General features: G+C 40.7%; 11 protein-coding genes. 9 read left to right on the plus strand and 2 right to left on the minus strand.

Going from position 1 to position 14,253, the window contains the following annotated elements; translation table 11 throughout:
- Positions 1 to 8: 8 nt before the first annotated feature.
- The 7 genes from NSS87_RS14665 (at position 9) to NSS87_RS14695 (ending at position 9,392) form a co-directional block, all read left to right on the plus strand.
- Positions 9 to 887, plus strand: coding sequence for a carbohydrate ABC transporter permease (locus NSS87_RS14665; RefSeq protein ID WP_042188085.1), 879 nt, complete (start codon positions 9 to 11; stop codon positions 885 to 887).
- A gap of 20 nt (positions 888 to 907) precedes the next feature.
- Positions 908 to 2,068 (plus strand): biotin/lipoyl-binding protein, encoded by a 1,161-nt coding sequence (locus tag NSS87_RS14670; RefSeq protein ID WP_339248075.1) that lies wholly within the window; start codon positions 908 to 910, stop codon positions 2,066 to 2,068.
- A 38-nt stretch (positions 2,069 to 2,106) separates the two neighbouring features.
- Positions 2,107 to 3,447 carry an ABC transporter substrate-binding protein gene (locus NSS87_RS14675; RefSeq protein WP_339248078.1) on the plus strand — a complete coding sequence of 447 codons (1,341 nt, stop codon included), beginning with the start codon at positions 2,107 to 2,109 and terminating at the stop codon, positions 3,445 to 3,447.
- Positions 3,448 to 3,485: 38 nt separating this feature from the next.
- On the plus strand, positions 3,486 to 5,993 hold the full coding sequence (locus tag NSS87_RS14680) for a hypothetical protein (protein ID WP_339248081.1): 2,508 nt from the start codon (positions 3,486 to 3,488) through the stop codon (positions 5,991 to 5,993).
- A 252-nt stretch (positions 5,994 to 6,245) separates the two neighbouring features.
- On the plus strand, positions 6,246 to 7,634 hold the full coding sequence (nhaC, locus tag NSS87_RS14685; protein WP_042188094.1) for a Na+/H+ antiporter NhaC: 1,389 nt from the start codon (positions 6,246 to 6,248) through the stop codon (positions 7,632 to 7,634).
- Between the two features lie 113 nt (positions 7,635 to 7,747).
- A complete protein-coding gene (locus tag NSS87_RS14690; RefSeq protein WP_339248084.1) occupies positions 7,748 to 8,968 on the plus strand; it encodes a GNAT family N-acetyltransferase in 1,221 nt (406 codons plus the stop codon).
- Positions 8,969 to 9,068: 100 nt separating this feature from the next.
- The gene (locus tag NSS87_RS14695) at positions 9,069 to 9,392 is read left to right on the plus strand and encodes a hypothetical protein (RefSeq protein ID WP_042188099.1); all 324 of its coding nucleotides are present in this window, start codon (positions 9,069 to 9,071) and stop codon (positions 9,390 to 9,392) included.
- A gap of 57 nt (positions 9,393 to 9,449) precedes the next feature.
- Here the strand turns inward: NSS87_RS14695 and NSS87_RS14700 are convergent, their stop codons facing one another.
- Complete coding sequence (locus tag NSS87_RS14700) at positions 9,450 to 10,328, minus strand: deoxyribonuclease IV (RefSeq protein WP_076285752.1); 879 nt, start codon at positions 10,326 to 10,328, stop codon at positions 9,450 to 9,452.
- A gap of 163 nt (positions 10,329 to 10,491) precedes the next feature.
- Positions 10,492 to 11,523 (minus strand): M23 family metallopeptidase, encoded by a 1,032-nt coding sequence (locus NSS87_RS14705; protein WP_231573449.1) that lies wholly within the window; start codon positions 11,521 to 11,523, stop codon positions 10,492 to 10,494.
- Positions 11,524 to 11,717: 194 nt separating this feature from the next.
- On the opposite strand from NSS87_RS14705, the gene NSS87_RS14710 reads away from it, so the two are divergent.
- Both NSS87_RS14710 and NSS87_RS14715 read left to right on the plus strand, forming a co-directional pair.
- Positions 11,718 to 12,473, plus strand: coding sequence for a response regulator transcription factor (locus tag NSS87_RS14710; RefSeq protein WP_042188104.1), 756 nt, complete (start codon positions 11,718 to 11,720; stop codon positions 12,471 to 12,473).
- Positions 12,470 to 14,221 carry a HAMP domain-containing sensor histidine kinase gene (locus NSS87_RS14715; protein ID WP_339248088.1) on the plus strand — a complete coding sequence of 584 codons (1,752 nt, stop codon included), beginning with the start codon at positions 12,470 to 12,472 and terminating at the stop codon, positions 14,219 to 14,221. The genes NSS87_RS14710 and NSS87_RS14715 overlap by 4 nt, the downstream gene beginning before the upstream one ends.
- Positions 14,222 to 14,253: the final 32 nt, after the last annotated feature.

Below are 14,253 nucleotides of genomic sequence, written 5' to 3' on the forward strand. Positions count from 1 at the left end.
AAAAGGTTGTGCCAGTTGTCAAAGTGTTGCGAAAAGGGGCATTAACACTCGTCATGGCTGTTATTGCAGTCTTGTTATTATTCCCGATTGTGATCACATTCACAAATTCGCTTATGACAGAGAAAGAAATTGAGATCAATTATGGACCTATCGGGCAGATGAATGAGGTGATTGAAGGGAGAGAAGATCCTTTTGTAAATTTAAAATTGCTGCCGGATCAAGTGTCCTTGGACCAGTATACTAAGGTTCTCCTAGACAACCCTAAATATCTGACGATGTTCTGGAACTCAGTATTCATGGTTGTGCCCATCATTGCAGGACAAACATTAGTAGCAGCACTCGCTGCCTATGCATTCTCGAAGCTGAAATTCCGGGGACGAGATCCTTTGTTTCTTATTTATGTCCTAACGATGCTTATGCCTTTCCAAGTGACGCTAGTACCGAACTATATTATGGCGGATAGGCTAGGAATATTAAATAGTTCATATGCAATTATATTGCCTGGAATTTTTGCAGCTTTTGGTGTGTTTATGCTCAGACAGTTCATGCTAGATATACCGTATGCGTATATCGAAGCAAGCAAAATGGATGGTGCTGGACATTTTCTGATTTTCTACAAGATTATAATTCCGATGATTAAACCTGGTCTGGCAGCACTAGTCATATTATTGTTCGTGGATTATTGGAATATGGTGGAGCAGCCGCTTATTTTTCTTGATGATCCGTTTAAACAGCCATTGTCAGTCTTTTTATCGAGGATCAATGAAGGCGAGCGAGGCATTGCTTTTGCTGCATCCATACTTTATATGGCTCCGATGGTGATGCTGTTTCTGTATGCGGAATCGTATTTTATTGAAGGCGTTCAATTGTCTGGTATCAAAGGTTGATTGGAGGAGAATGACGGGATATGGAGTTAGGTATAGAGCCGGCTGATCGTAGACGTAAACGAAATATTCAAGTCGTCTTCATGGTTTTTATGGGATTATTGTTGTTTTTTACATTGTTCAGTAACACGATACAAACTTTGACCTTGCCGAAAGTTAGAACCGAAAAACCAACAAAGGGAAATCTTTTATTTACGATTGAAGGTAGTGGGATATTGCAGCCACTTGCTGAAGTTAAACTTTCGAGTACTTCCGGACTAAAGGTCGAACAAATTCTAGTGAAAGAAGGACAACGTGTAAAAAAGGGACAAAAACTTATTATCTATGAGAGCAAAACGGCTGAGCAAGAATTGAAAGATGAAATAACGAATTTAGAAAAGCAGAAAATTGATCAACAGAATAGGCAAGATCAGTACATCCAATCCGCGCTGGAGGAGGATGAATTCAAAATCAGAAATGCAAGACGTGATATCGAAAAAGGTAAATTAGATATCTTAGCTCAGGAAAATAAGATTAGTGGGCTAAAAAATCGTCTAACAACTGAAAAACAACTATTTTCTCCTTTCGATGGTCTGATTTCAAAACTAAATGCCGTCGAAGGGTTAGCTCCAATGGGAGAACCGGATGTAATTGTATCCAACAGTAGTCGGGGTTACAGATTGGATATTATTATGGATTCCGTGCATTTGTCCAATTTAGGGATTTCTGCTGGAGAAAAGATAGAGGTTGAGGTTGATATGAATCATGGACAAGAAGCCCGGACCCTAAACGGCTCCATTGAAGAAGTTGCGAATTCAGAGTCACGTACTGATAGCCCCTCTAGTAATGAGTCCGGGAAGATTCAAACCATTCCTCAAAAGAATCTGAGAATAAAAGTCGTTGATCCAGAACTTAAAGGAGGTGAACAGGCTCGGATCAAAATCGAAAAACATTCACTCCAAGAAGGATTACTCCTTTCCAATGAAGCTATTCATGAGGATCGCGAAGGTTTGTTTGTCTATAAAGTTGACGAGCAGCGGGGGGCATTAGGCAATGTTTTTGTCGCTCAAAAAGTCCGTATTCACTCTAGTGAAAAGAACGAGAAAGAAACGATGATTCAATCGGATATTCTCTATGAGGAGGATTCAATTATTCTGGAAAGTAATGAACCTCTTGAAGACGGGAACCGAGTTCGACTGCAATAAGAAATCAAATAAACGAGAAAATAGGAGGAGGAAATCAAATGATTAAAAGATCTATTTTTGTACTATTAATGGGTGCTTTGATAATGACAACGGCATGTAATTCCGGAGGTAATGAGAAAGTGGAAAGTAAGGGGAAAACGACAACTGAAGAGGGGAAGACAATCTTAACTCTATCTCTAGCAGAATCGAGTGCATTCTATCAGGCGCTAGAGAAAAAGTTTGAAGCGAAATACCCGGATATCGACCTACAAATTAAGGCATATAAAGAAGAGGGAAACGAGTGGGGGGAGAATGGTTATGTAGAATATAAAAAAACAACAAATACAGCCCTACTCTCTGGAAAAGGTGCAGATATTTTTGATGTAAGCGCCTTTTCAATCAATGATTATGTGAGTAAAAAGTTGCTTGTGAACATGAATGATATATTTGAACACGATAAAACGGTAAATAAGAGCGATTTAGAAATGAATGTGTTGGACGCAATGAAGGTGAGCGACGGTCTATACTTCATTCCTACCGGGTTCGCTTTTAGAGCGTTCATAGGTGATGGAAATATGATTAAGAACTCAAATGTGAAGATTGACGATAAGAATTGGACTTGGAAAGAGTTTGGGGAGCAATCGAAGGAAATTATACAACTGACTGGGAAGGACGCTAAAAACAAACTTTATGCCCTAACGGAGTACCCAGCGGAAATGACACTCCAAGAAATGGCTATTGATAATTATAATTTGTTTGTTGATAGTGAAGCGAAACAAGCGAAGTTCGACTCGCCTGATTTTGTGGAGTTGTTGGAACAAGTCAAGAAAATGTATAAAGAACAAGTTATGACTTCGGAGCCAGCGGAGATAGGTAATCAGCTTTTTAACTCCATCGTTATATGGTCACCAACAGACTTTATCGATGGTCCATATTCTTACTTTGAAAATCCGGTGTACCTTCAAAAGCCACATGCAGGTCAGACTGGTGGTATGAGAATCATTCCTTCATCATCGCTCGCCATACAAGCCAATACTCCGGTGAAAAAAGAAGCTTATAAGTTTATGACCTTCTTGTTATCTGAAGAAGCACAGTCCTTGCAAGATAGAGAAGGATTTTCTTTGCTCCAATCCGTGAACGATAAGAATTTAAACGATATTCAGGAAAAGATGAAAAGTGGTGCATATAAGCTTCCAACCGGAAAAGTAGCTAAGGTTTCTGATGAAGAATTTACTAAGTTTAAAGAAATCATTCATACGGTAGATCAATATGCGGAACTGGATACTAAAGTGCTTTCTATTATTGGAGAGGAGTCCTCATCATTCTTCAGTGGACAAAAATCTGCGGAAGCTGTTGCAAAGCTGATCCAGAATCGAGTAACAATCGTTCTAAATGAATAGATGTATTAAACAGGATTTTGTATAAGGAGGGGGGACTCATGCACAAATCACTAAAGACATATGCTGTAGTTCTGCTCAGCGCAATGATGTTAAGCCAACCTCTTGCAAACAGCATTTACGCAGCACCGACAAGTGCTTCAACTGCAGCGGTATTCACTCTTGACAAACTTGGGTCGATCGCTTTAAAAAACAATGTCAACGTGAAGCTAATAGATATGGATATTTTAGAGCAACCGAGCGGTAATATACTTATATACACACTTAGTTATAGCAATAGTAGTACCAATAGTGTAGCTCACGTAGATTATTTCTCAAGGGTTACTACAACTGGGGGGACAGTCATACAAGGTAAACCTGTCACGAGAGATGTTACTAAAAAAAATATTCCTTCAATGAGTAGTCAAATTGTAACTTACTACGTGAATATTGGAGAGTCTACAAAATTAAACGGCACCAAAGTGTCCCTATTGAAGTGGGATTTCAGTAGCCAGGATTATCAGAAAAAGCTAGGTGAATTCGCTATTCCGGCAAGTTATTCAGTTGTCGTTCCACAAGGCCAGAGCAGGAAGCTCACGATGGATAATCTGCTAGTAAACATCAAAGCGGAAAGTCTACAAAGGCTTAAAAGGAATGGAAAAGTATATATGAGAGTAGGCGTTAGTTTCACGAATTTGGGTAAAAAATTGCTAAGCGGCTCCACTTATATTGCTTACCTGAAATCAGCCGGTGGCTCGGTGTTCGAACTTAAGCAGGAGGATGCGAGAAGCAGTATCAATGTACAGTCCCAAGAGAAGAAGACGGTTTACTATTTAACAGAAGTCCCTTCCTATATGAAGACTGAACATATGATATTGCAATTTGCGCAAGAAGATGAAACTTTGAAAATAATGCTACCTGTTAAATCGTTTAAGCTTCCTGCATTAACAACTGTCGACTTTGCTGTGGCTAATTATGCTGTTAAGAAGATTTCTGTAAAGAATAATACAGTTGAAACGCAATTGAAGAGTGCTTCCGTATATTCGGAGAATGACTCCGCGAAATGGAATCTTCAATTCCGACTTAAGAATCTTGGGAATAAACCTATCACTCTACCTGCATACGAGCTTACGGTTAAAGCAGCTGAAGGACTTAGTATTCCAGTAGACTCAAAAGCACTTGCCAATTTAACATTGAAACCGCTTGAAGAGAAGATCGTCAGTCTCAGGGCGGATGTGCCATTAATACTTAATCAAGGTACGTTAAAGCTAGAGTGGACGGAACCTGCTGTTGACGACAAAGTTATTTTCCCAACTGCGCTGTATAACATACCTTATGCTCTAGAAAACAATAATCTGATAGGACAAGGGTATTCGGTCGAGAATAGCTACGGGAAATTCATGGTGAAACTTGGATCCTATCAGCGTTTGCCTTGGGATGATGGTGATCAAATCGTAACTACTATCAGCATCCGTAACACCGGCTTAACCTCAGTACAGCTACCTTCTTTAAAAGCTATAGTTAAAGCAGGAATGAGTGATCTTAGCAGTACAGCCCAGATCGTGACCACAAATACGCAATTGATGCTTGCTCCCAATGAAGCGACAGAGATCTATGTGATAGCGAGAGTTCCATATACTTATAGTTTCAATCAGCTAAAGATAGTGTTACAAGATACCTCTGGTGATGAAATCACGAAGTTTCTCTCTATGAATACAAATTCGCTAAATAATGTGATCAATACGATTGCTGCTGGTGAATCTTACCAAATGAGCTCGTTAGGCAGAAAAGCAAAAGTTCGCGAGCGTTGGACAACCACTTATAATGAAAACAGTTCTAGCTTGATCTATACGGAACTGGAAATGATTAACGAAGAACCACGTCAGTCGAAACAGGCACAGCTTGTGGCTTATTACAAAACACCTGACAACCAATTTTTCAAGGCGGTGGTTAGCCAATCGACAACTCCAACAAGCCCAAATGGTAAAAACCTGGTTACAATCTGGAGTAAACTTCCGCAAGGGGTGAATACGTCTGAGCTTGTGCTTTATATTGGGGAAGGGGTTGCTGACGGTAAGCTTACAGATTTAGGGGGAACATCCACTGGATTTATCAATAGTGTTAAATTAGCACTTACCCCTATGACAGCAATCTCACAGAATAATCTAACAAGTGTCGATCTATTCCCTTACAACCTTTCGGTTGCAAATGCAGTGGGTACGATTACTGAAGAGAAAGGTACATTAGATATTGTTATGAATTATAGCTTATTCGAAAAAGACGCTTTTGAAGCAGGTGCCTATGAGCATAAGCTAGTCTTAGAAATTATTGACCCTTACGGACAATCCATGGAGAAGACTTTGCAGCTGGGGTCTGATTTGCCAATGGGTAAGAATAAATCATACTCAACCTCATTTAATAGTAACTTCCACAAAATATTAAGGGGAGGCAGCGTTCGTATAAATCTATATGATGAGTTTCAGGGTCATAGGATGTTGCTAGGGAGTCAGTCTTACCCGTTAAATTACGTTTCATCAGAACAGAGAACACCTAAAAACACTGGCAATTAAAATTGTAGTGAGTTGGGTTAAGAACAAGTCTAATGTGTTGGCATAATTGCCAGCACTTTTTTTATTTCTCGTCTATACTTATGAACTTTTTATGGAAATTCCTTCAATGTATGTTCTTTACATTGACTGTTCTCAGTCTTTTCGTTAAGATTACCTCTGCGCTTCAATGCCAAAAAGCAAAAAAGCTTAAAAGTGCGGAAGCGTTCGATCATTATTTTTATACCCAATACAATGTTAAGGAGCATTATTTTCATGGAACGACAGCTTAGTTTCTCAAAAAGCATGATCATCATCGTTTTTATTTTAGCACTTCTATTTGTATCCATCTTTCTATTGAAAGCGGAGCCGCATCTACCGCTTCTCGTAACTACAATAGGCACGGCCGTCTTACTAGGAATGTTTGGTTTCTCTTGGAAGAAGATCGAATCAGCCATTATTCAAGGGATACAAACGGCCATAATGCCAATTCTTATCCTCATGCTGATTGGAATTCTGATCGCTGTGTGGATGATGAGCGGTACTGTACCGTCGCTTTTATATTATGGTATGGATTATATTAATCCGAATTATTTTGCGGTGAGCGCATTATATGTCACGATCATCGTCTCGATGTTCACTGGAAGCTCCTTCACGACAGTTAGCACCATCGGCGTTGCTTTAATGGGAATTGCAGTAACTACGGGGATTTCCCCAACTTTGGCTGCTGGAGCAATTATCAGTGGGGCTTGTTTTGGTGATAAAATGTCGCCACTTTCCGATACAACGAATTTTGCACCTGCAGTAGCGGGTATATCCTTGTTTACACATATTCGTAATATGGCATACACTACGGTGCCAGCGCTTGTTATCACCACTCTCTTTTTTCTGTTCGCTCCAAAGGGGAATTCGATCGACTTATCCTCGATTAAAGACATTAAGCTTGCGTTACAAGATGGATTCCATATTCATTGGTTAACGCTGCTATCTCCGCTAGCTGTCATCGCTTGTTCGATCAAGCGGATACCGATCCTGCCTACGTTAGTTGTTGGTATTGTCAGTGGTCTTCTTGTGACGGCTTTGATTCAGCAGCAGACTGAAATCGATGTCTGGTTTAGTGTAATGCAGAGTGGATATAACAGTAATATCGCGAATGAAATGGTTGCTTCTATCGTGAACCGCGGAGGAATGCAATCGATGATGTGGTCTGTATCTCTAATCTTAATTGCCTTATCCTTAGGTGGTTTGATTCAGCATTGCGGTGTCATTGAGGCCTTTTTCCGTAAACTCATTCAACCACTCAAGCGTAAAAGCAGCATTGTACTTATGAGCGGAGCGTCATCCATAGCGGTAAATGGCATGACTGGTGAACAGTATCTTTCGATTCTTTTGCCAGGTCAAATGTTCAAAGATGAATATAATCGCCGTGGTATTCCAGCGAAGACACTGTCCCGTACGCTAGAAGATTGCGGCACTCTCGTTAATCCATTAATTCCATGGGGTGTCAGTGGTGCCTTCTTCGCAGTGACTCTGGGTGTGCCCGTGATAGAATATGCGCCTTATGCAACTTTCTTATGGTTAAGTCCATTCATCACGTTTGCTTACGCGTTGATCCCTAGATTACAAAGGAACTCATTGGGTAAGGATCAAGAAATCTCAAGATAAAGGACACCTTATGCATTGATTCAACGTATATAAAGAATACTATGCGTTGAGTCAATGTGATCAAGCTAGTGATCTAAGCTTAAAAAGTGGTCAATTTATCGGAGGTAATAACAGTGAGTCGCAGTAAGTTACAGGATAGAATCAGATTAGCTAATGTCGAGACTAAGCACGCAGAACAATTTAATAATCTATTACGTTATGTATTTCAAGTGACCAATCGTGATCTGCAAATCTTTGGCTGGGAGAATCGTGAAATCACTCAGGCTAAGTTGCCAGTTCTTAAGTATGCTGATGTTGTAGGTTGGTTTGATGGAGACAAGCTCATCTCTCAGTTAGCCGTATACCCATTTCAGGTTAATATTTTTGGGCATATCTATGAGATGGGTGGATTAACGGGTGTTGGAACCTATCCCGAATATGCCAATTTAGGTTTAATGAATAAACTGATGCTTCATGCTTTAACTAAAATGCGGGATCGTAAACAATCGATATCTTATCTTTATCCGTATTCAATCCCTTATTATAGAAGAAAAGGCTGGGAAATCATCACTGATAAGATCTCATTTGAAGTGCCGGATACACAGTTGCCAAAAATGAGAAATGTCCCAGGAAATGTGGAACGTGTATCCATTGAACATCCAGATATCAAAGTGATTTATGATCAGTTTGCCGTGCAGCATCATGGGGCGATGATTCGTAATGAGTTAGCTTGGGAAGAATATTTGCGGTGGGATTTAGATGATATGACGGTAGGTATTTATTACAATAACAACGATGAACCCATGGGGTACTTGTTGTATTGGGTCGCCGAAGAAATATTTTATATCAAAGAGATGGTATACATTGTTGAAGAGGCTCGAACGGGCTTGTGGAATTTTATTAGTGCGCACTTTTCAATGATTAAGCTGGTTAAAGGGGATATTTATAAAGGAGAACCGTTGTCATTCATATTAGATGATGGGGATATCAAGGAAACGATCGCTCCATACTTTATGGCACGGATTGTAGATGTCCGTTTATTTATCGAACAGTATCCTTTTAAACGGCAGGACAAAGACTGTGAGCTCATTTTCAACTTAAGCGATCCGATGCTGGAATGGAATCGAGGGACATTTTCACTAACTGTAGATAAAGAAGGGAAGGGGACCCTGCGAGAAGGGGGATTAAATCCTTCACTTACGATTGATATTCCTACCTTAACAACCCTGTTAATGGGCTATAAGCGGCCAACCTACCTGGCTCGCATCGGACTTATTCAGACGGATGAAGCCACGATTCATTTGCTGGAAGGACTGATTAGACCAGAGCATCCTTATTTCTCTGATTATTTTTAAAATATGTGAACCTTTGAAGCATACTCTAATGAGTGTGCTTTTTTGCTCTTTTTATAGTAGAATAGTCTCTCAGCAACACAATATGATATGAGGTGTAAGAATGGCAATTAATTTTACTAAACCAATGATCACTAAATTACAACAAGAAATTACCGAGCTCGAAAACAAAATCAAGAGCACACAGAACAAAAAAGAAAAATCTAAATTTAAAATTAATCAATTAGAACAGGATATGAAATTTAGCAAGTCTCACACAGATTTGAGCAGTAAAATGTCGCGAATCAAAAAGCTGAATGATGAGATAAAAACCTTAAATCGTATGCAAGCTGATCTGTCAAAAGAATTAACCGCAAAGAAAAACTCGCTAAAGAAACTCCAAGTGAACGAAACCGCACCTGTTACGAATGATCCTGCAAAAGGATAAATTGATTATAGTTTATAGCATAAACGCTTACCGTCCTAATAAGGACGCCGAAGGCGTTTATGCTTGTTTTATCGGCTCATCCGTTTCTCCTCGTAGCAATGAAATCTCATGCTTATAGGGCGGGTTGACATATTTCTTTTCACCGATGGAGGGGGTCTCCAGGAGCTTGGGAATGGTTGTTAGCTGTGGATGGTGGACTACATATCGAAGCGCCTGAAGGCCGATATATCCATGTCCGATATTTTCGTGCCTGTCTTTTCGCGAGCCGATGATATTCTTTGAATCATTTACGTGAATGACTTTTAGGCGTTCTATTCCAATTATGCGATCAAATTGATCCAATATGCCATCAAAATCTTCCTTCACATTATAACCAGCATCGTGGATATGGCAAGTGTCCAGACAAATAGACAGGCGCTCGTTATTAGTAACTCCATCAATGATCGCTGCTAATTCCTCAAATGTAATTCCGCATTCACTACCTTTTCCCGCCATGGTCTCTAATGAAACCTGAACATTTCGTTTATCGGACAGCACTTCGTTCAAGCCTTCTACAATTCGAGAAATTCCGGCCTGTGGACCCGCACCCACATGGGAACCGGGATGCAGGACAATTTGTGTAGAGCCTAAAGCTTCCGTTCTAATAATCTCTGATTGAAGAAACTCAATACTATGTTCAAAGACCTGAGCGGATAGCGTATTCCCTAAGTTAACAATAAATGGAGCATGTACAACGATATTTGAAATGCCATTATCTCTCATGTGAGCTTGTCCAGCTTCAATATTCAAAGCTTCAATGGGCTTACGGCGAGTATTATGAGGAGCTCCGGTATATATTAGGAAGGTGGTCGCTCCATAAGATGCTGCCTCTTCACTAGCTCGAAGGAGCATTTTTGGTCCAGTCATGGATACATGTGACCCAAGGAGTAAAGTCATCTGGTGTAACACTTCCTTTCTTCAGAGAAGAGATCAGTATTTAGTCACTATAGGCCTATTAATATTTGTAAATCGACCTATTTGTATGTATTCAAGCTTAGGTATAGGTTGTCTCGTCCGAATATCTCCTAGGAGAGACAACCTTATCAACCCAAAATGATCGCTATTCAGTGGCGGTAATCGTCTCGCCTTGGATTGGATTCAATCCGTTCTCCCACCTAACAGGGATTGAACGAGAGTTGAACAAATCTACTCCGTCAGAAATCTGGAAATGCAAATGGGGCTCACTAGAGTTGCCTGAGTTACCTGTCAGTCCAATGACATCGCCTTTTTTAACTATATCGCCCGCCTTAACTGTAATCGAGCCTTTCTTTAGATGAGCTAGATGGCTGTATTCACCACCGTGGTCGATGATCACGTTATTGCCGGTTGCCTGGTTTGGATTCATGACACCGACAGGTTCATTATCTTTAATATCATTCACAACCGATACGATTGTACCATCCGCAGGGGCGAGAATTTTTTCGCCAAAGGCATAATAGCTTTTGTTTTTTAGCGGATCCCCTTTATAAGAATAGTTATTCTTGGCTTTGATGAAATCATAAGCGTATCGCTGGATCTCTACTTCATAATGATAATTTACGAGAATATTCTTTCCGCCCCAAAATACAAACCAGTCACCTTCGAAAGGCAACGCGTATTCCTGCTTGCTAAGTTTCGAGTCGGTTTCAGGGGAGGATGTCAGTTCTTGAATCTGGATTAATGAAATGGTTCCATCCGGATCAAACATTCCGATAAGCCCTTTATTACCTGCATCACTCACCCAAGTACGTCGATCAAATCCATTAAGCTGCATATCAGAAGCTTTATTCAGTGTCTGGATATCCTTTGTGAATTCCTTAGCGGTCTCAGCTAATTCAGCTTCACTAACCTCATCTTTCAAAGGCTGACTAAAGTGGGCGTACATTTCTTTATAGTTCCCTTTAAGCAGAAAATTTGGCAGATCATCAGGCAGGAACATTGTTTCGTTTGATTCTACAGCTGAACTGGATGTTTGCTCCACTTTCGCATTATTGTTCATATCCGTTTTTCCTCCTCCACAAGCTGTTAATAGCAAGGCAAGTGATCCTATTGCCAAAACTGTTTTTGCTGACATTCCCGGTATGCTGATTATTTTTTTAGAGCTTTTTTTCAAGAATATCGCCTCCCATTAGTCAAATTATAGCAAATGAGTCTTAGCTCTTCTGAAACACAGCATTAATACGATCTTAACTTTTGGTGTAGTAGACGAATACGAATTAAGCTTCTGTTAAGGTAAGTGCGATTGATAGCGTCAAGAATCATGCTATGATGATAAAAACAAGGGCTATTTGGAAAGGGAATTTCACAATGAATGAAGCATCGATTTTACTTGTAGATGATGAACAATCGCTTTTGGAGATTATGGAGACTGTATTACGCAAAGAGGGTTATTTAAATATTGATACTGCGGTGACGGGTGAAGAAGCGATAAGCGCCTGCGAAGCCAAAAAATATGATTTGATTGTATTGGATGTGATGTTGCCAGGGCGCAGTGGAATTGAAATCTGTCCTTTTATCCGGCAGACGACGGACGCACCTATCCTGTTTCTTACGGCTCGAACCTCTGATTTTGATAAGCTGACCGGATTTGCTATAGGTGGAGATGATTATATCACTAAACCCTTTAATCCACTTGAAGTTGTCGCTCGAATAAGAGCGCAGTTGCGGCGGTACTTAAGTTCACCTGCTCCATCAGATACTGATAAGATCACAGCGACAGTTCACAGCAAATCTGCGAACGTTTACGATTACGGGAGATTTAAACTGGATGAGACGGCAGGGGAGCTGCTGGTTGAGGGTGAGTCGGTCTCTTGTCCGGCACTTGTATTCCAATTGCTGCTGTTCTTATGTAAACACCCCAATCAAATATTCAGCAAAAGTGAATTATATGAAAAGGTTTGGGGTGAAGAAGCCTTAAGTGATGATAATACGGTCATGGTGCATATTCACCGTATAAGAGAGCGTATAGAAGCAGACCCATCCGATCCGAAGTTTATTGTTAATGTTAGAGGTCTTGGGTACAAACTGGTTAAAGTAGAACGTCAAGAGTTGTCTGCGCCATGAATATTAAGCGCCGGTTAACGTTTAAGTTTGTTCTTCAGCTCGCAATTACGGGCATGGTAGTACTCGCTATTTCTGCCATAACATTTACTTGGATTTTGCTGCGGTTTCTTGATATTAGTCTCTCGCGTGATTTTGCCAATGTGGGTCTTGAACAATTGGTAGAATCTTCTAAGATTGATAAGGATGGCATACATTTTTCTCCGAGTTTACTGGAGCAAGTGAAGAAAAATAATGGCTGGCTACAAAGTCTAAATGAAGATGGGCAAGTTGAGAGTGCCTATAATACACCTAAAGATGTACCCATTCAATATGGCCCTGGCGAAGTAGTTGCTTATTGGACGGGCACTCAGCCGTTTCCTTATAATCTGGCACTATGGATTCAAGAAAAGGATGGTAAACAGCTCGCACTGGTGTATGGTGCGCCTAATGTATTAGGTCCACTATTAAAGAAAGTGAGTGAGGGGACATTCGCTGCTGCGAAAGGGGAGCCAGTACTTCCTGATGAACTTGAAAAAGAAATTAAATCGGCCCAAGCTTTTGTTCAACTTATAGATTCATCAGGCAATGAAGTGGTTTCTTATAATAGACCTAATGTGATACCCACTCAGTACTCCGTTCAAGAGCTTGCACTTCGCACCCTGTACAGTGAACGATATGGGTACCATGTTCTTTCTTCTTTTGATAAGGACTCAGGTCGTACTTGGATCGTGGGAGAACCCAATATCAAAGGGACAGATCCAGGCAAAAAAATGTGGGTACCAGAAGAAGTTAAAGTCGTGATCATCGGTTCATTTGCCATGCTTATCGCATTATTGATCGCGTTTGTGTTGCTTTCCTTATGGCAAGCACATCGTTTTGGTGCGCCAATGCTGCATATGCTCGTATGGCTCGATTCCATCGGAAATGCCATTTATACAGAGCCAACGGATCGTAAAGGACTTCGTCGCAGTCGAACACCCGCCTTAAAATGGAGGAGAAGGTACCGTGTTTTTGCTGATGTGATGGTTTCAATTGAGAAATTATCGGCAACCTTGAAGAGAGATCAAGTCATGCGGGAGGAGACGGAGAGCTTACGCGAGGAATGGATCGCTGGTGTTACTCATGATTTGAAAACCCCATTATCCTCAATCACAGGATATGCTCATTTACTGGCAGAACCAAAATACGATTGGTCGAAAGAGGAAGTCCGTAAGTTTACAACGACTATGCTAGATAAATCGGCCCATATGGACATGCTGATCAGTGATCTTGCAATGACCTATCGTCTAAAGTCAGGAATTAAACCACCTGAGACGATGGAAGTTGAATTGAACACTTGGCTGCAACAAGCTCTCGAACAAGCTGCTGCCAATCCTGCCTACGGGAAGCAGCGAATAGTATTTCTACCTGCACAAACCGAAGTTAGAGCTCAATTGTATACGCCATGGCTAGAGAGGGTTGTCAACAATTTAACTGCGAATGCGCTGCTCCACAACCCACCGGATACGAAGTTGACCGTTTCGCTTATTCATAAAGAAAGGGAGACCGGATTTATCATTCAATTTGCTGATGACGGCGATGGAATGGATGAAGAAACAATGATTCGGCTATTTGAACGATATTATCGAGGAACGGATACAGCGTCTACCTCCAACGGTTCTGGGCTCGGTATGGCGATTTCTAAAGGTCTGATTGAATGTATGGGTGGCCAGATTACTGTAGAAAGTCACATAGGTAAGGGAACGGTTATTAAATTAATATGGAGCTGATATATTCATTCGAGCCCTCGCTGTATTCCAAC

The organism is Paenibacillus sp. FSL F4-0243 (genome assembly GCF_037963295.1).
Lineage (GTDB): Bacteria > Bacillota > Bacilli > Paenibacillales > Paenibacillaceae > Paenibacillus_AQ.